The following is a 17,263-nucleotide window of genomic DNA, read 5'->3' as shown; positions in this document are numbered from 1 at the left end:
GGCTCGACGCGCGGGCACGACCTCACCGCAGCGGAGCACCAAGCCCGGGACATCCCAGACTCCCGGCCGACATGCCGTGGGAACGGCTCGACCGACCGGCGACCCGGCTACCGCACGCCAACCGCCTGGGCTGGCGACCGGCCGGATCTACTCCGACGGCGGCAACGGGTGGAGGGCGAACCCCCGCTTTGACCTGGTGACCGGCCCGAACGCCGCGCGGGCCCGGCGCCCCGAAAGGGACATACCGTACCCGAGAACGCCGTTACGACCTGCCACCAGGTGGTCTGCAGCCCAGCGTAGCAGAGCTCCGCGGAAGGGACGATCAACAGCGCCGGTCGGGCCGTGCCAGGCGGCACCCCGAACCCGGCCCGGCACGGTGCCACGGCCGGCGTTCACCCCCCTGCCCAGCGGGCGAACTCACCAGGACCGCACCCACGGCAGGCCCAGGAACAGTCCCGACGCCGGACAGACTCCTCCCGCAGCCAGACCACACGCGACTGCTACCGCGCCCCCGGCCGCCACAGCGCGAACCGCCGCGGCGGACGGACACCCCGCCCCAGATGCGCCCGTACCGCCGGCACTTCGGTGGGGTCGACCACGAGCACCGCGGCCACCGTCTCGTCGGATCCCTGGCCGTCATCGGCCCCGGTCGCCGCCCCACGAACGACGGGTGCCTCGATCACCAGGCGCAGCCGCCGCACGATCTCCGCGGTCGCCTCGTCGACACCGTCCACCGTGTCGACACCGTCCACCGCGGCACTGCCCGCGGCGCCGGCGGCCACGCCGCTCACCGCCACAGCGAGCACCGGGCGTGCCGCCTGCTCCCGCCCGGCCGGCGGCGCGAGCTCCGCCGGCCAGACCTCCGTGGCCGCCGGCAGGCCGGCCAGCGCCGCCCGGATCCGCCGCCGCCCACGGGCACCCAGCGGCACGGGGCGGGGACGGAGCAGACCACCACCCGTGTCGTCCGCGACGACCACCTCGTCCAGGCCGTCCGCTCCGGACATCGCCACCGCCCGTGTGACACCTCGGCCACGGGCGGCCCCGACACCGTCCGTCGCGGAGGAGGAGATCCACATCCCCTCGCCACGCCCGAACGGCCGCGGGATCCGGCAGCCGGCGCCCCCGGAGCCCTCCCCGGCGGTCGGGCGGACATCCAGTGTGACCGGAGCTGGCCCACCCAGGTCGATCACCACCGCCGCCAGGCCCATCCGGACGGCCTCCGCGCACGCGTCCGGCAACGTCACCGCGACCGGGCGCACGGACGGGCGCCAGGCCGCCATCACATCCACCGCGCTGAAGACGGGCAGCGCCCCGGAACCGGACGGCGTGCGCAGGGTGACGAGGACCATGTCGCTCTGCTTGTCGGCGCCGGTCACCACATCGGTCGCCAACGACCGGGCCTCGACGCCGACGAACACCCGCGCACCCGGCAGCGCCGCGGTGAGCGCCGATCGGTCGCCCGAGCGCAGCGCCGTCAGCAGAGCGGAGTCGGCGCGGCCGTCATCACCCTGCCCGGGTGGCGTCAGCAGGTCAGGAGACATCGCATCGACTGTAGTGCCTTGCGGTCAGGGCCTCGCACGACGTCCGTCACCCGTCGGGGGGATCCACCGCGGCCGCCAGTTCCTCGAAGGCCGCGCGGGTTCGACGGCGAAGACGCTGCCAGGCAAGAGCTCGGCCGTCCGTGAGCCCGGGGTCGAACGGAACGGTCACCGCATGGCGGACCCGCGCGGCTACATCATCCAGCCGCTGGCGGGCCGCCCGGGTGAGCCGGGTCGGGTAGGTCTCCACCACCGCCAGCACCGCGGAGGCCTGCAGGTCGGCGCGCCCGGCCGCGGCCAGCGCGGTGAGGGCGTGGTCCGCCGCCGCCAGATCGGCCTCCCCGGCACGGCTCGCCAGAACGACCAGGTCACTGCGGGCGAGCAGGGTTGCGGGTACCGGCTGGCTCCACCCGGGCGGGCCATCCGCGATCACGACTCGGAACCAGCGGGCGAGCAGGCCGAGCGCCGCGGCCAACTCCTCCCCGGTCAGACCCGGAGCGGCGAGGTCGTGCACCCCGCCGAGCACTTCCAGCCCGCCAGGACCGTCGGCACTCAGATAGCGCCGCACATCGGTCAGCGACTCCACCGGCGGCCGGGCGGTCACCAGTTCACGGACCCCACTCCCCCGCGCCCGCAGTCCGACCCGCTGGGTCAGCATCCCGTACTGGTCCGGGCAGGCGTCGACGGCGGCGACCCGCGCCTGACCGCGCGCCACCAGCGCCAGGCCGAGGCCCGCGGCCACCGTCGTGCGGCCGCCACCCCCACCGAAGCCACCCACCAGCACACGGCGGGCACGCGCCACGTCCTGGCGGGCGATGGGGAGCGCCGCCGGAGCAGGCACCGGCAGCCGATCGGACGCCGGACCGGGCGCTGTGACCGGCCCGGCCAGCTCGGCCGGCACGGCCGGGGGCGGGGAGGTCGGTCCTGTCGGGACGGCCGCATAGCCCTCGGTTGGGGCGCCGGCGGGCAACGCTGGCGGTCGAGCCGCGGGTGACGGGTGGGTCGGCAGTGACCCGAACGAGACGCTGGGCTCCCAGGCGGAAGCCGATGCCGGGTCCGGTCCTGGCCCCAGAGCCGGGGCCTGGCCCGGTGCCGGTGCCGGTGCCGGAATGTCGGGTACCCACCCACCGCCCCCGCGCGGGTCCGGTCCGGAAGCACCAGGCGACACGTCCGCCGCCTGCGGCCGAGCAGGCGTGACAGGCGCCGGAGCGACGGGTGCGGACGAGACCGGCGCAGCGGGTCGCTGGGAAGCAGGAGGCGGTGAGGCGGGCGGTGGAACGGGCGGGACGCCGGGCGCCGGGGCGCGGGCGGGGGTGGGGCCGGGGGTGGGGGTATTGCGGCGCACGGCCGGCGGGCCCGGCGGCGAATCACCGCGGGTCGCGAGCTCGGGCCGCGGTGCTCGGGGGCGACTGCGGGCCTGGCGGCGGCTGACCGTGGCACGACCGGGCTGGGTCTCCTGACTCATCCGCATCCCCAGCAGCGAGACCGGGCGGGCGTCGCCCTCGGCGTCGACTTCCGGAGCGGGGCCGTCGCCCGTGTCCGGCTCCCCCGGCCTCGATCCGGCTTCCGCGTCGTGGCGCTCCCAGGCCGCGGCCCCGGGATCGGACCGTTCGGAGCCGGACCGTTCGGAGCCGGAGCCGCGGGAGGACGCCCCGGCGGCCCCGTCACGTTCAGATCCGTGGCCCGTCACCTGCATGTGCCCACCCCATGTGTCGACCGTCGAAAGATCGGCACGCCGGTGGATCCCCCGTCCACCGCCGGCCGGCCTGTCGCACCGGAACCTCGCATGAGGTGACGCGGGCTCGGTGGGCCCCCCTCGACCCACCACCGCGACCACCGTGCGGCCACCGTACGCCCCGACCGGCGCCCACCTGCGCGGACCCCGCACTGCGCGAGGTCACCGATACGGTTCGAAACCACACTCTCGCGGAAGGTACGGCGTCACAAGTACGCCAGGCCGACAGAACTGTGACCATGACGTCACAGTCGCACCCGGCCCACCGGTGGGCCACATCAGGACCGCCGGCCTGGCGGTCGCGGTCAGACGGAACCTGGTCAGGCGAAGCCGGCCGTGGTGCGCGCGGCGAGGCCGCGCAGGACGACGGCCGTGTCCAGCGCGGCCAGGGTGGCCTCGCGCCCCTTGTCCTCCGCCGAACCGGGCAACCCGGCCCGGTCCCTGGCCTGTTCCACGGTGTCGCAGGTCAGCAACCCGAAACCGATCGGCACACCGGAGTCAAGAGTGACCCTCGCCAGGCCGTCGGTCACGAACCTGCAGACGTAGTCGAAGTGCGGTGTGCCACCGCGGATCACCGCGCCGAGCGCGACCACCGCGTCGTGGCGGGACGCCAGCGCGGCGGCCACCACCGGCAGCTCGACAGCGCCCGACACCCGGACCACGGTGGGCGCGTGCGGCACCCCGGCGTCCTTCGCCGCACGCAGCGCGCCTCCGAGCAGCGAGTCTGTGATCTCCGCGTGCCACCGGGTGGCGACGATCGCCAGGGTCAGGCCGCCGGCGTCGGGAAGCTCCTCGGCCGGCGCGCCCGCCCCGCTCATCGGGCCTCCTCGCAGGCCCGGTCGTCGGCGCGGTCCGCACGATCCGCCCAGTCGGCGCCGGCACCGGCGCCCGTCACGGACCAGGGCCGGACCTCGCGGGCGCCGTTCCCGTGCGGGTCTCCCCCGACGGCCAGTGGGAGACCCGGCAGGTCGTGGCCCATCCGGTCGCGCTTGGTGGTCAGGTAGCGCAGGTTCTCCGGCGTGTGCGCCACCGGCAGGCCGACCAGCCCCACCACGCGCAGGCCGTACAGCTCCAGCCCGGCCCGCTTGGTCGGGTTGTTGGAGAGCAGCCGCAGCCCGTGGACACCGAGGTCCAGCAGGATCTGCGCGCCGGTGACGTAGTCCCGGGCGTCAGCCGGCAGCCCCAGGGCGAGGTTCGCGTCGACGGTGTCGTGGCCGGCGTCCTGCAGCTGGTAGGCGCGCAGCTTGTCCAGCAGGCCGATGCCGCGTCCCTCGTGGCCCCGCACGTACAGCACGACGCCGCGGTCCTCGGCCGCGACCGCGCGCAGCGCCGCGTCGAGCTGGTTGCCGCAGTCGCAGCGCCGGGAGCCGAAGACGTCCCCGGTGAGGCACTCGCTGTGCACCCGCACCAGGACGTCCTCGCCGTCGCCGACCTCACCCCGGACCAGGGCGATGTGCTCGACACCGTCGAAGGTGTCCCGGTACCCCACCGCGCGGAACACGCCGTGCCGGGTCGGGATCTGGGCCTCCGCCATCCGCTCGATACGCGGCTCCGTCCGGCGGCGGTAGGCGACAAGGTCGGCGATCGAGATGAGTGCCAGGTCGTGCTCCCGGGCGAAGACCGTCAGCTCCGGCAGGCGGGCCATCGTGCCGTCCTCGTTGACGATCTCACAGATCGCCCCCACCGGGCGCAGACCGGCCAGCCGGGCGATGTCCACCGCGGCCTCGGTGTGGCCGGGACGGCGCAGCACGCCGCCCTCCCGTGCGCGCAGCGGGAAGACGTGGCCGGGACGGGTGAGGTCACCGGGCTCGGTGGCCGGGTCGGCCAGCAACCGGATCGTGCGGGCCCGGTCGGCCGCGGAGATGCCGGTGGAGACGCCGGTCCGGGCATCCACCGAGACGGTGAACGCGGTGCGCATCCGGTCGGTGTTCTGCGGCACCATCTGGTCGAGCTCGAGACGGTCGACCTCGGCGGGGTCGAGCGGAACACAGACGACGCCGGCCGTGTGCCGGATCATGAACGTGAGCAGCTCCGGCGTCGCGACCTCGGCCGCGAAGATCAGGTCGCCCTCGTTCTCGCGGTCCTCGTCGTCGACGACGACGATCGGGCGGCCGGCCGCGATCTGGGCGATGGCCTCCTCGATCGTGGCGAACGGTGTCCGCCCGCCGTCGGCCGGCGGCGGGGTCGGGTCCTCCTCGGGCCGGCGGGCCTGCGGAGCGTGGGCGGTCGCCGTCACGGAGGTGGCGGTCGGCTGCGAGGTGGCCGCGGAGTCGCCGGCCAGGTATGTGGTCATCAATGTGATCCGTTCAGATCCGCGTGGAGCTTCTCGACGTACTTGGCCAGGACGTCCACCTCGATGTTGACCTTGTCGCCGACCGCGCGGCTCCCCAGGGTGGTGTCGGCCAGGGTGGTCGGAATGAGGCTGACAGTGAAGCTTGCGGGCTCGGCGCCGGCCGCCGGCCGGACATCCACGACAGTCAGGCTGACGCCGTCGACCGTCACCGAGCCCTTCTCGACGAGATAGCGGTCCAGCCGCGGTGGCAGTGCGATCCGAACCACCTCCCAGTGCTCGGCGGGCGCCCTTTCCAGGACGACGCCGACCCCGTCGACATGGCCCTGGACCAGGTGGCCGCCGAGGCGGTCGGAGAGGCGGACGGGGCGCTCGAGGTTCACCCGGTCGCCCACGGCGAGGCCGCCGAGCGAGGACCTGTTCAGCGTTTCGAGCATCACGTCGGCGGTGAACATTCCCGCCGGAGCCGCCGGAGCCGCCGGCCCGTCTCCGGGGCTGTCAGGGGGACGAGCGAAGGAGGTCACGGTGAGACACACCCCGTTGACCGCGACGGAGGCTCCGTGCGCCACGTCGTCGAGGACACCTCGACACTCGACGGTGAGCGACGCCGCGTCCTGCCGCGGCTCGATCGCGGTCACCACGCCGAGTTCTTCGACGATGCCGGTGAACATCCGATCCCGCACCTTCCGGTCCCGGCAGCACGTCCAGGACACAGAAGAATCGCGCGGGTCCGAGTCGGCACGCTGGCGCCAACCCACGCCGGGACGGCCCAGTCGCACGGTCGACACGGCGGTGCCCCGCGCGCGTCCTCCCATCCGGACTTTCACCGTCGGTCCCGGAATTCCACCAGGTCCACCGGCCACCACGAGGGTGGACGGGTCGCGGACTGTCACCGCCGGCTCGGAGTTTCACCGACCCCGGAGCGCGCGTGCATTTGTCAGTACGCGTTCAAGTGTGGCATACGGACGCTGCGGACGCTCGGGCCAGCGACCGTAATCCTCGTCATTCTCCGGCCGGGATCCGCCTGGGTCAGATCATCGGGGACGCCGGCTGGGTCCGCGCGGCTCCGCCGGTCAGCCGCGGTGCCGCGGCCACCGCCAGCGCACGCAGCGACTCGACCGCCGCCGCCGGGTCGTCCAGACCGAACACCGCGGTTCCCGCCACGAAGACGTCCACCCCGGCCTCGGCGGACCGCTCGATGGTCTCCCTGTTGACCCCGCCGTCGATCTGGAGCCACAGGTCCAGCCCGCGTTCGTCGATCAGCCGGCGGGCCGCGGCGATCTTCGGCAGGACCTCGTCCATGAAGGTCTGGCCACCGAAGCCCGGCTCGATGGTCATGAGCAGCAGCAGGTCGAAGCGGTGCAGATCGTCGAGGTAGTGCTCGACCGGCGTCGCCGGCTTCACCGCCAGGCCGGTGCGCGCGCCGGCGGCCCGGATCGCGTCGGTGGTGCGGGCGATGTCATCGACGGCCTCGGCGTGGATCGTCACGTTCGCCGCGCCGCGCTCGGCGAAGCCCGGTGCCCACCGGTCCGGATCGTCGATCATCAGGTGGCAGTCGAGCGGAGTTTCGGTGATCTTGCGCAGCGCGTCCACCGTGTCCGGGGAGAACGCCAGGTTGGGCACGAAGTGGTAGTCCATGACATCGACATGCAGCCAGTCCGCGTGCCCGTCGACGGCACGGGCCGCGTCCGCGATTCGCCCGAAATCGGCGGCGAGCATGCTGGGATAGATCTGCGCGAGTGCCACGTCGCGAGCGTATCCAGGAGCGCCGCTCGCCGTGGCGCCGCGGTGAGCCGGAACGGCCCGGCGGCCCGGCGGCCCGGCGACCGCTGCTGCTGGCGCCGGACCGCCGGGCCGCCGGGCCCGCGTCCGGTTCAATCGCTCCGGCGCCGCAGCAGCGCGAGGAACATCGCGTCCGTACCGTGCAGGTGCGGCCACAGCTGGACGAACGGGCCTTCGGCGGACGTCCCGGCGAGGGCGCCGGCAAGGGCCTCCGAACGTCGGGCGTCGAGGATCGCGATGTCCGCCCGCTGACGGACCACGGCCATCACCACCTCGGACGTCTCCTCAGGATGCGGCGAACAGGTCACATAGGCGACCACACCGCCCGGCCGCACGAGGTCCAGGGCGGCGACGAGCAGCTGGCGCTGCAACGGCACCAGGGCCGCGACGTCGGCCGGCGTGCGTCGCCACCGGGCCTCGGGCCGGCGGCGCAGCGCACCGAGACCGGAACAGGGCACATCCACCAGCACCCGGTCGGCCGTGCCGGGCCGGACCGGAGGGAGCCGGCCGTCCGCCCGAACCGTCCATGCGTCGGGGAACCCGGCCAGCGACGCCTCGACCAGGCCGGCCCGGGCCGCCCGCGGCTCGAGCGCGAGCAGCCGCGGGCGCCGCTCCGCTCGTGGCGGCTGCCCGGGTTGCGACGGCGACGGCTGGTCGGCGGCAGGCGGCTGACCGAAGGCAGGCGGCTGGTCGGCAGCGAGGGCCCCCGCGAGCAGGGCGGCCTTGCCGCCGGGGCCGGCGCACAGGTCCACCGTCAGCCCGGTGAGCCGGCCGACGGTCGGGACCGCCGCGAGCGCCAGGGCGACCAGCTGGCTGCCCTCGTCCTGCACGGCCGCCGCACCCGCCCGGACCGCCGGCAGCGCCCCGGGGTCGCCGCCGTCCAGATAGACGGCATACGGGGAGAACACACTGCGGCGCGCTCGCAGGCCGACCGCCGCCGCCTGCTCGACGAGCTCGTCGGCGCTGATCCGGCCAGGCCGGGCGACCAGGTGAACGGTCGGCCTGGTGTCGTTCGCCACCAGCGCCGCCCGCGCGGCCGCCGCGTCGCCGCCGAGCGCTTCGAGCACCACGTCGACGATCCAGCGTGGATGCGCGGTGACCACCGTGAGATGGCCGGCCGGGTCGACATTCACATCGGGGGCGGACAGGAGCACGGCAATGTCGCCCTCCGTCTCCTCGATACGCGCCGCCACCCGCCGGAGCACCGCGTTCGCGAACCGCACGGGACGCTCGCCGCAGGTGGCCCGGACCAGGTCGACGGTGGACGCGACGGCCGCGCGGGCGGGCACCCGCGTCGACAGCAGCTGGTAGGTGCCGAGGCGCAGCGCGTCCCGGACCGGGGGATCCACCGTGTCGACCGGTCGGCTGGTCACCGTGCCGAGCACCCCGTCCAGGGTGCCCATCGCCCGGAGCGAGCCGTAGGTCAGCTCGGTCGCCAGCCCGCGGTCGCGGGACGAGAGCCGCCGGCCCGCCATCAGCGCGGGCAGCATCAGGTTCGCATAGGCACCGCGCTCGTCGACCGCGCGCAGCACCTCCCAGGCGAGCAACCGGGCCGGGTCCGCGGCCCCACCACGGCGGGGGGTCGCCACGCTCACGCGAACGCCTCGTCCGCGGCCGGGCGCAGGCCGCGGATCCAGTCGGCGGCGGCCATCGGGCCCCGGCCCTCCGGCCGGACCTCGCCGAGGAGCACCGGCCCGGTGCCCGTCCCCACGGCGACGACGCCACGCTCGGGCACCGTTATCCGCCCGGGCGGCAGCGACACCCTGGCAGAGTCCACCGGGTCCACCGGGTCCACCGGGTCGGCCCCGACCCGGACGGGGCCGAGCTTCACCCGCCTGCCGCGCAGGGTCGTCCAGGCGCCAGGTGCGGGGGTGGCCGCCCGGATCAGCCGGTCGACCGCCGGCGCCGGTGCGGACCAGTCGACGCGGACCTCGTCCACGCTGAGCTTCGGCGCCAGGGTGACGCCGTCGGACGGCTGCGGGCGGGCCTCGACGGTGCCGTCCTCGATGCCGTCCAGCACCGCCACCAGCAGCCGCGCGCCGGCGACCGCCAGCCGATCGAGCAGGTCCCCCGACGTGTCCGTGGGGCGGACCTGCTCCGTGAGGACCCCGTAGACCGGGCCGGAGTCGAGAGACGGCTCGATCTGGAACACGCTCGCGCCGGTGATGTCATCTCCGGCCAGTACCGCCCGCTGCACCGGCGCCGCGCCCCGGTACGCGGGCAGCAGCGAGAAGTGCAGGTTCACCCAGCCGTGTTTCGGGATGTCGAGGGCCGACGGGGGCAGCAGCGCGCCGAACGCGACGACCGGGCAGCAGTCCGGCGCGATCTCGCCGAGCCGGCCCAGGAAGTCGGGATCACCGGCGCGTGCGGGCGCCAGCACCTCGATGCCCTGCTCGGCGGCCAGCTCACGGGCCGGCGACGAACGGACGTGCCGGCCCCGGCCCGCGGGCCGGTCGGGCCGGGTCACCACCGCCGCCACCTGGTGGCGTGGGTTGTCCAGCAGAGCGCGCAGGCTCGGGAGGGCGACCTCCGGAGTACCCGCGAAGACAAGACGCATGAATGCAGCAGCTCCTCAGCGCCGGTCCCGGCCCGGATCCGCCGCTGCCGATCCGATCGTTCCGACCATCATCACGATCATCGAACTGGCGGCCGACCCTAGTGTGGAGCCGACAGCCGCGCCCACCACCGAACCACCCGCCATCGCCGCCAGGAGAGCCAGAGCGACGATCTTGCTGTTCCGGCTCAGCGCCCTCGGCCGAACAGAGGGTGCGGCGAGACCTTCACCGTCGGCTTCGGCTCGTTCGCCCATTCCGCCTCGCGGATCGCCTTCATCGCCGCCCGCTTCGTCTCCCTGTCGAGACGATCGATGAAGAGGATCCCGTCGAGGTGATCGGTCTCGTGTTGCAGGCACCGGGACAGGATGCCACTGCCCTCCACCGTGACCGGGTCACCGTGGGCGTTCTGGCCGACAGCCAGCACCCGCTCCGGGCGGCGCAGCTCGAACGCCAGACCGGGGAGGGACAGACATCCCTCCTCTCCGTCCATCATGTCCTCGCTGAACGGCCCCAGCACCGGATTGATCAGGTGGCCCACCTCGTCGGAGTCGTCCAGGTAGGTGAAGACACGCAGGGAAACCCCGAGCTGGGGTGCGGCCAACCCGACACCGCCCGCTTCGCGCATGGTGTCAGCGAGGTCGTCGACGAGGCGGCGCAGCTCCCGGTCGAAGGTCGCCACCGGGTCGGCGACCGTGCGCAGCACCGGATCCCCCAAGAGGCGGATGTCACGGACAGACACGGCCACTCCCAGAATGTCGTCACCTGACCGACACGGGCCCGGCGAGATCGGATACACCCATGCTACGGCGCGGCGCGCGATGCGGAACCCGACCGGCAGGGCGGCCGGATCAGCCGATCGCCAGCGGGTCGAGCTGAACCCGCACCCGGCCGGCGCGACGGGCGTCCAGCGCGCCCCGCGCGGCACGCAGTGCGTGGGCCAGCTCGGCGCCCTGCTGCCGCCGGACCCGGATGATCAGACGCTCCGGTTCCTGCTCCTGCGCACCGATCCCGACTCCCGAGCTGCTCCGCGCCGCCCGCGCGCGGCCGCCCGCCGCCCCCTCGCGGGCGGGCTCCCGGTCACGGGCGGACGGGCGGGCGGGGACCGGTACCGGGCCGAGCACCTCGGCCCCCTCCGGCAGGGTCGCGACCGCGAGCAGCTCGTCGAGCGCCGCAGGGGTCCCCTCCACCGCCGCGACCCGGCTGGCCGGCGGAAAGCCGAGCTCGGCCCGCTCGTCCGCCTCCCGCCCGACGAACAGCGCGGGATCCCAACGGACCAGGGCCTGGACCGGCCCGAGCCCGATGTCGGCCGCCACCACCACCCGCCCGCCGCCCGGCCCGGGCCGGGCGAGCGCGGCCGCGGCCAGCCACCGGCGCAGGGTCTCCTCGCCAGCCCGCAGGTCGGGTCGCCCCAGCAGTGCCCATCCGTCGAGAAGCAGCACTGCCCCGTACCCTCCGTCGGCGACCGGCTCGGCACCGGGCGTCGAGATGACGAGCGCCGGCTCCGCGGGGACCGTGGCCAGCACGGCGTCCCGCCCGGAGGTACGCACGGGCACTCCGGGGAAGGCCCGGCCCAGTTCCTCGGCCGTCCGGCGGTCACCGGTCACGGACGCCCGCAGCTGGTTGCCGCCACAGGTGGCGCAGTGCCAGCCGGTGGCCTCCCCCCCGCCCCGGCCGGGGGCGTCCACCGGGCGGGGCACCGGCCGGCCGCACCAGCGGCAGGCCAGCGCCGCCGCGGCCGAGGTGCGACCGAGCGGCCCGGAACAGGCACGGCAACGCGCCGGACGACGGCACCGGGCGCAGGCGATCGACGGGTGGTAACCCCGCCGGGGTACCTGGACCAGCACCGGCTCGCCGGCCGTCAGGGCAGCCCGCGCGGCGCGGACAGCGAGCGAGGGCAGCCGTGCCGCCCTGGCGGCCGGATCGATCGATGCCTCGAAGTCGGAACCGACCGGCTCCACCCGCGGCGCGAGCCCGCGCACAGCCTCCCGGGTGGGGGCGAGACGGCCGGCCCACCCGACCCGGACGAGCGCCTCCGCCTCCACCGACGGCGAGAACCCACCGATCAGGACCGCGCAGCGCTCCGTCCGGGCCCGCAGGACCGCCACGTCACGGGTGTGCGGGTAGGGCGCCCTCAGCTCCGCATGCAGATCGTCGCCGTCATCCCACACCACCACGAGCCCGAGCCTTTCGACGGGGGCGAAGACGGCCGCCCGCGTGCCCACCACCACCGGGGCCTGACCGCGGCGGACGGCAAGGAACCGCCGGTACCGCTCCTCGGGGCCGAGGTCGGCCCGCAGGAGCAGGGGCGGCACCGCCCGGCCGGCCGGCACGGACGCCAGGGCCGCGCCGACCCGGTCCACATCCCGGTGGTCGGGCACCACCACGAGCGCGCCTCGGCCCGACGCCGCCGCCGCCGCGACGGCGCGAGCGATCATCGCTGGCCAGGACGGGCCGGGGGGCGCCCACCAGACCGCGCGAGGCGCCCCGCCGCCGGCGAGCGCGGCCAGGAAGGCGGGCCCGTCAGCGCAGGTCGACCAGACCCCCGCACCCTGATCGACCGGGTCACCCCCGTCAGCCCGGTCCGACGGGCCGGGCTCGCCCCCCTCGGCGGGGGCCCCGCCCACGGGGCGGGGCTGAGCAGCGGGCTCGACGTCTCCGCCCCTCCCCGGCGGCGCCGCCTCGGCACGGGCGTGGCGCGGCGGGACCGCCAGGCGCAGCACGTCGGCCATGGTTCCGGCATAACGGTCGGCCACGGCGCGGGCCAGCCGCGCGACCGGCTCGGAGAGGACGGACTCCCCGGACACCGCCCGGGCCAGCGGTGCGAGGCGCCCGTCATGATCCGAGCTCGCGGCCCGCTCCAGCACGATGCCGTCCACCAGGCGACCGGAGAACCGGACCCGGACCCGCGAGCCGGCGACGACGTCGTCGGCCATGCCGACCGGCACCAGGTAGTCGAACGGCCGGTCGAGATGGACGAGAGGGGTGTCGATCACGACCCGGGCGACCGGAAGCTCGTCCGCCATGACCGCGGCTCCTGGTCTGCGGGTGCCGGCCGCCCGCGTGCGCCCACCGCGCCCGGACTTCGCGGCCTCACCGGTTCCGCTGCCTGCGCTGCCTGCGCTGCTTCTGGCGCCGATGCCGACGCTGTCGTCGTCGAGGCCCGGGATCACCGTGCTCCCGTCGTCCATGCCGCATTCGTACCAGCCGCCGCCGTCCGTTCCGCCTCGCGGTGGCGCCCCGCCTCGCGGCGGATCACCGAACGGCCACGGAGCATCGCCGGCCGTCTCCGCCCGACGTCACAACGACAGCGGTCGCTCTGCCATCCCGGACAGGATGCGAGGCGTCTCGTGTGCTGTCCGGGATGGCAGAGCGACCGCTGGTGTGTCGCTCCCCCCGGGGCTGGCTCGGGCAGCCGGCCCCGGGGGGACGTGCGACGGGTGGTGCCGGGCTCAGCCCCGGACAGCCGCCGCGAGGGAATCCGCGCGGGAGGTGGACTCCCAGGTGAAGTCGAGCTCGGGACGGCCGAAGTGCCCGTACGCCGCCGTCTGCGCGTAGATCGGGCGCAGCAGGTCGAGGTCGCGCACGATCGCGGCCGGACGGAGGTCGAAGACCTGGGTCACGGCGTCCTGGATCTGGGCGTCGGGCACCGTGCCCGTCCCGAAGGTCTCCACGAAGAGGCCCACCGGGTGCGCCTTCCCGATCGCGTAGGCGACCTGCACCTCACACCGGCTGGCCAGGCCAGCGGCCACGACGTTCTTCGCGACCCAGCGCATCGCGTAGGCGGCCGAGCGGTCGACCTTGGACGGGTCCTTGCCGGAGAAGGCGCCGCCGCCGTGCCGGGCGTAGCCGCCGTAGGTGTCGACGATGATCTTGCGCCCGGTGAGGCCGGCGTCACCCATCGGGCCACCGATCTCGAACCGGCCGGTCGGGTTCACCAGCAGGCGGCGGCCCTCGGTGGAGATCTCGAGCAGAGCCAGCTCGGGCTCGACGACGTACTCGGCCACGTCGGGCGCGAGCAGCGTGTCGAGGTCGATGTCGGCCGCGTGCTGCGAGGAGACCACGACGGTGTCGAGCCGGACCGGCTTGCCGTCGTCGTACTCGATGGTGACCTGGGTCTTGCCGTCCGGCCGCAGGTAGCCGACCTGCCCGTCCTTGCGGACGGCGGACAGCCGACGGGCGAGGCGGTGCGCCAGCGCGATCGGCAGCGGCATCAGTTCCGGGGTCTCGTCACAGGCGAAACCGAACATCAGGCCCTGGTCACCGGCGCCCTGGCGGTCGAGGTCGTCCTCGGTGCCCTCGACGCGGGCCTCGTGCGCCGTGTCGACACCCTGGGCGATGTCGGGCGACTGGGCGCCGATGGAGACGCTCACGCCGCAGGACGCGCCGTCGAAGCCCTTCTTCGAGGAGTCGTAGCCGATCTCCAGGATCCGCTCCCGGACCACCGAGGCGATGTCGACGTAGGTCTTGGTGGTCACCTCACCGGCGACGTGCACCTGGCCGGTGGTGATCAGTGTCTCCACGGCGACCCGGCTCTTCGGGTCGTCCTTGAGCATCGCATCGAGAATGGAATCGCTGATCTGGTCAGCGATCTTGTCCGGGTGCCCCTCCGTGACGGACTCGGACGTGAAAAGGCGCGTCGCCACTGGACTACCCCCTGGGAGATCAGGACTGATACCGACGCAGTTTACCGAGCCTCACTCAGTGCGCGATGCACCGCCCGGACCACTCATTCGGCCGGGAGCTGCGAGGATGCCGGCCACCTGGTCGAGTACCCGGTGCGCGAGGAGGTCCTTGCTCATCAGCGGAATCTCGGTGGCGTCACCCGCCCGGTCGAGGAGCACCGCGCTGTTCTGCTCCACCTCGAACCCGAGCCCGGCGCCCACCTGGTTGACCACCAACAGATCCACCGGCTTGCGGGCCAGCTTCGCCCGGGCCAGGTCCAGCACCCCGGCGTCGGGGCCGCCGGTCTCGGCGGCGAAGCCCACCAGCACCTGGCCGGGCCGGCGGCTTCCGACGAGCTCGGCGAGAACATCGGGATTCCTGGCCAGCGGGATGCTCTCCGGGACACCGGACTCTTTTTTGATCTTGTACTGATGTTTCGTCTCCGGCCGGAAGTCCGCCACCGCCGCCGCCATGATCACCACGTCGGCGGTGGGAGCCCGCTCGTGCACGGCGGCCCGGAGCTCGGCGGCGGAACCCACCCGCAGGATGGCCGCGCCCGCGACGTCCGGGAGCGCGACGTTGGCCGCGACGAGGGTGACCGCGGCCCCGCGGGCCACGGCGGCCCGGGCCAGCGCGTAGCCCTGCCGCCCGCTGGACGCGTTGCCCAGGAAGCGGACCGGGTCGAGGTACTCGCGGGTGCCGCCCGCGGTGACCAGCACGTGCCGGCCGGCGAGATCCGGCCGCACTCCTTCGCTCCCCCGGGCCAGCACCGCCCGGGCGACCGCCGCGATCTCGACGGGCTCGGGCAGCCGGCCCGGGCCGGAGTCGGCGCCGGTGAGCCGCCCGACGGCCGGCTCCACGACGACCGCGCCCCGCTCCCGCAGCAGCGCGACGTTCGCCCGGGTCGCCGGATGCAGCCACATCTCGGTGTGCATGGCCGGTGCGAAGACCACCGGGCAGGTGGCGGTGAGCAGGGTGCCGGTGAGCAGATCGTCGGCGCGGCCGGCAGCGGCCCGGGCCATCAGGTCCGCGGTGGCCGGCACGACCAGGACGAGGTCGGCCTCCCGGCCGATCCGGACGTGGGCCACATCCTCCGCGTCGGTGAACAGGTCGGTGGCCACCGGCTGACCCGACAGCGCCGCCCAGGTCACCTCACCGACGAACCGCAGCGCGGCCGCGGTCGGCACGACCCGGACCTGGTGGCCGGTCTCGGTGAGCTGCCGCAGGACCTCGACGGCCTTGTACGAGGCGATGCCCCCCGACACCCCGAGGACGACCCGGGGCCGACGGACGGGCCCGGCCACCGGTGGCACCTGCGCCACCGGTGGTGCTGCCGGACGTGGCGCCGGACGTGGCGCCGCCGGGCCCGGGCCGCTCGCGTCGTCACCCATCGAGGGCGACCGCCCGCGCCCCGGCAGCCCCGGCACCGCGCGTCACGCGAAACACCCGCGGGCCGGCCGGCTCAGGAGACCGGGGGCAGCGGATCGGTGATGGTCTCGTGGGTGAGGAGACCGGAGTTGATCTCGCGGAGCGCGATCGACAGCGGCTTCTCCTGGGCGCTCGTCGTCTCGACCAGCGGGCCGACGTACTCCAGGAGGCCCTCGCCCAGCTGGGAGTAGTAGGCGTTGATCTGGCGCGCCCGCTTGGCTGCGTAGATGACGAGGCTGTACTTGGAGTCGGTGGCCTCGAGCAGCTCGTCGATCGGCGGGTTGGTGATGCCCTCAGGCTGGGCGACGGTACCGGACACGGTGTCCTTCCGGGGTGGGGCGGTGACGCGGCGCCGGCCGCGCCATGAACAGCCCGTACCGATGGCACGGGCCGGGCCCTGCTGGTCACGCAGTCATCAAGCGTACCAACCTCGCCGCGGCGGCCGTCACATCGTCATTGACGATGACCTCGTCGAACTCCGTCTCGGCGGCCAGCTCGATCCGGGCCCGGTCGAGGCGCCGCCGGATCACCTCGTCACTCTCGGTGCCCCGCCCGGTGAGCCGGCGGACAAGCTCGTCCCACGTGGGCGGGGCCAGGAAGACGAATCTGGCCTGCGGCATGGACGAACGGACCTGGCGTGCGCCCTGCAGCTCGATCTCCAGCAGGCAGGGCGCGCCTGCTGCGACCCGTTCCTCCAGCGGCCCCCGGGGCGTGCCGTAGGCGTGCCCGGCGAACATCGCGTGCTCGACGAAGTCGCCCACCTTGACCATGTGGGCGAACTCCTCGGCATCGACGAAGTGGTACTCGACGCCGTCGGTCTCGCCCGGGCGCGGCGCCCGCGTGGTCACGCTGACAGACACCCAGACCTCGGGGTGGAGTCGACGGACGGCCGCGACGATCGTTCCCTTTCCGACGCCGGACGGCCCCGACAACACGGTCAGTCCCATTGCGACACCTTAGAGCCCGTCAGCGGAGCCGCGCAGGTCCGGCCGTGGGCGCGCCTGCCCCCCGACCGCGGCCGGTCCCGCGCGCCGCGGCATCCGTGCCGGTCCCGCCGTCAGTCAACGGAGGATCGTCATCAAGATGCCATCTAACTACGGGTTCCCGCACTCACCTGGGTGGTATGCGGGACCCCAATGGGATCCCGGCCGGCCGTCCGACGGAGGACGCCCGACCGCGCGCCAAACGGATGCAGTTCGCCATCGGCATGCCCGGGACTTTGGTCCCAGCATTCGATGTGAACTTGTCGCATCCGGCCGGCGATTGAGTGACC

Annotated in this window: 14 protein-coding genes and 1 riboswitch; all 14 genes read right to left on the bottom strand. The window is 74.5% G+C overall.

Annotated features, from left to right (window positions below; translation table 11 throughout):
- Positions 1-500 precede the first annotated feature (500 nt).
- Positions 501-1,541: an SseB family protein gene (locus B207_RS0105930; RefSeq protein ID WP_018635607.1), complete on the bottom strand. Its 1,041-nt coding sequence runs from the start codon at positions 1,539-1,541 to the stop codon at positions 501-503.
- Positions 1,542-1,587: 46 nt separating this feature from the next.
- Positions 1,588-2,508: a MinD/ParA family ATP-binding protein gene (locus tag B207_RS41090; protein WP_230204856.1), complete on the bottom strand. Its 921-nt coding sequence runs from the start codon at positions 2,506-2,508 to the stop codon at positions 1,588-1,590.
- 1,085 nt (positions 2,509-3,593) lie between these two features.
- Positions 3,594-4,091 (bottom strand): 6,7-dimethyl-8-ribityllumazine synthase, encoded by a 498-nt coding sequence (ribH, locus tag B207_RS0105920; protein WP_018635605.1) that lies wholly within the window; start codon positions 4,089-4,091, stop codon positions 3,594-3,596.
- On the bottom strand, positions 4,088-5,566 hold the full coding sequence (locus B207_RS0105915) for a bifunctional 3,4-dihydroxy-2-butanone-4-phosphate synthase/GTP cyclohydrolase II (protein WP_018635604.1): 1,479 nt from the start codon (positions 5,564-5,566) through the stop codon (positions 4,088-4,090). Before B207_RS0105915 ends, ribH begins: the two co-directional genes overlap by 4 nt.
- Positions 5,566-6,234 (bottom strand): riboflavin synthase, encoded by a 669-nt coding sequence (locus B207_RS0105910; protein ID WP_018635603.1) that lies wholly within the window; start codon positions 6,232-6,234, stop codon positions 5,566-5,568. The genes B207_RS0105915 and B207_RS0105910 overlap by 1 nt, the downstream gene beginning before the upstream one ends.
- Positions 6,235-6,362: 128 nt before the next feature.
- A riboswitch (FMN riboswitch) is annotated at positions 6,363-6,493 on the bottom strand.
- Between the two features lie 99 nt (positions 6,494-6,592).
- A complete protein-coding gene (rpe, locus tag B207_RS32715) occupies positions 6,593-7,309 on the bottom strand; it encodes a ribulose-phosphate 3-epimerase (RefSeq protein ID WP_018635602.1) in 717 nt (238 codons plus the stop codon).
- A 128-nt stretch (positions 7,310-7,437) separates the two neighbouring features.
- Entirely contained in the window at positions 7,438-8,940 is a 1,503-nt protein-coding gene (locus B207_RS0105900; RefSeq protein WP_018635601.1) for an RsmB/NOP family class I SAM-dependent RNA methyltransferase, read from the bottom strand.
- Complete coding sequence (gene fmt, locus B207_RS0105895) at positions 8,937-9,902, bottom strand: methionyl-tRNA formyltransferase (protein WP_018635600.1); 966 nt, start codon at positions 9,900-9,902, stop codon at positions 8,937-8,939. The genes B207_RS0105900 and fmt overlap by 4 nt, the downstream gene beginning before the upstream one ends.
- 185 nt (positions 9,903-10,087) lie before the next feature.
- Positions 10,088-10,639 (bottom strand): peptide deformylase, encoded by a 552-nt coding sequence (gene def / locus B207_RS0105885; RefSeq protein WP_026310728.1) that lies wholly within the window; start codon positions 10,637-10,639, stop codon positions 10,088-10,090.
- Positions 10,640-10,748: 109 nt separating this feature from the next.
- Positions 10,749-13,088 (bottom strand): primosomal protein N', encoded by a 2,340-nt coding sequence (locus B207_RS0105880; protein WP_018635597.1) that lies wholly within the window; start codon positions 13,086-13,088, stop codon positions 10,749-10,751.
- A 261-nt stretch (positions 13,089-13,349) separates the two neighbouring features.
- On the bottom strand, positions 13,350-14,543 hold the full coding sequence (gene metK, locus B207_RS0105875) for a methionine adenosyltransferase (RefSeq protein WP_018635596.1): 1,194 nt from the start codon (positions 14,541-14,543) through the stop codon (positions 13,350-13,352).
- 51 nt (positions 14,544-14,594) lie between these two features.
- Positions 14,595-15,866: a bifunctional phosphopantothenoylcysteine decarboxylase/phosphopantothenate--cysteine ligase CoaBC gene (gene coaBC, locus B207_RS32710; RefSeq protein ID WP_018635595.1), complete on the bottom strand. Its 1,272-nt coding sequence runs from the start codon at positions 15,864-15,866 to the stop codon at positions 14,595-14,597.
- Between the two features lie 158 nt (positions 15,867-16,024).
- A complete protein-coding gene (gene rpoZ, locus B207_RS0105865) occupies positions 16,025-16,309 on the bottom strand; it encodes a DNA-directed RNA polymerase subunit omega (protein ID WP_018503033.1) in 285 nt (94 codons plus the stop codon).
- An 85-nt stretch (positions 16,310-16,394) separates the two neighbouring features.
- A complete protein-coding gene (gene gmk, locus B207_RS0105860; protein WP_018635594.1) occupies positions 16,395-16,937 on the bottom strand; it encodes a guanylate kinase in 543 nt (180 codons plus the stop codon).
- Between the last annotated feature and the right edge of the window lie 326 nt (positions 16,938-17,263).

Source organism: Parafrankia elaeagni (assembly GCF_000374165.1).
GTDB classification, from domain to species: Bacteria; Actinomycetota; Actinomycetes; order Frankiales; family Frankiaceae; genus Parafrankia; species Parafrankia elaeagni.
This window is presented reverse-complemented; position numbering and strand designations above follow the sequence as displayed.

Bases quoted from the DNA above. Each gene is read 5' to 3' on its own strand.
- B207_RS0105930 (WP_018635607.1), bottom strand. From the start codon at position 1,541: ATGTCTCCTGACCTGCTGACGCCACCCGGGCAGGGTGATGACGGCCGC.
- ribH (WP_018635605.1), bottom strand. From the start codon at position 4,091: ATGAGCGGGGCGGGCGCGCCGGCCGAGGAGCTTCCCGACGCCGGCGGC.
- B207_RS0105915 (WP_018635604.1), bottom strand. From the start codon at position 5,566: ATGACCACATACCTGGCCGGCGACTCCGCGGCCACCTCGCAGCCGACC.
- B207_RS0105910 (WP_018635603.1), bottom strand. From the start codon at position 6,234: ATGTTCACCGGCATCGTCGAAGAACTCGGCGTGGTGACCGCGATCGAG.
- fmt (WP_018635600.1), bottom strand. From the start codon at position 9,902: ATGCGTCTTGTCTTCGCGGGTACTCCGGAGGTCGCCCTCCCGAGCCTG.
- B207_RS0105880 (WP_018635597.1), bottom strand. From the start codon at position 13,088: ATGGACGACGGGAGCACGGTGATCCCGGGCCTCGACGACGACAGCGTC.
- gmk (WP_018635594.1), bottom strand. From the start codon at position 16,937: ATGGGACTGACCGTGTTGTCGGGGCCGTCCGGCGTCGGAAAGGGAACG.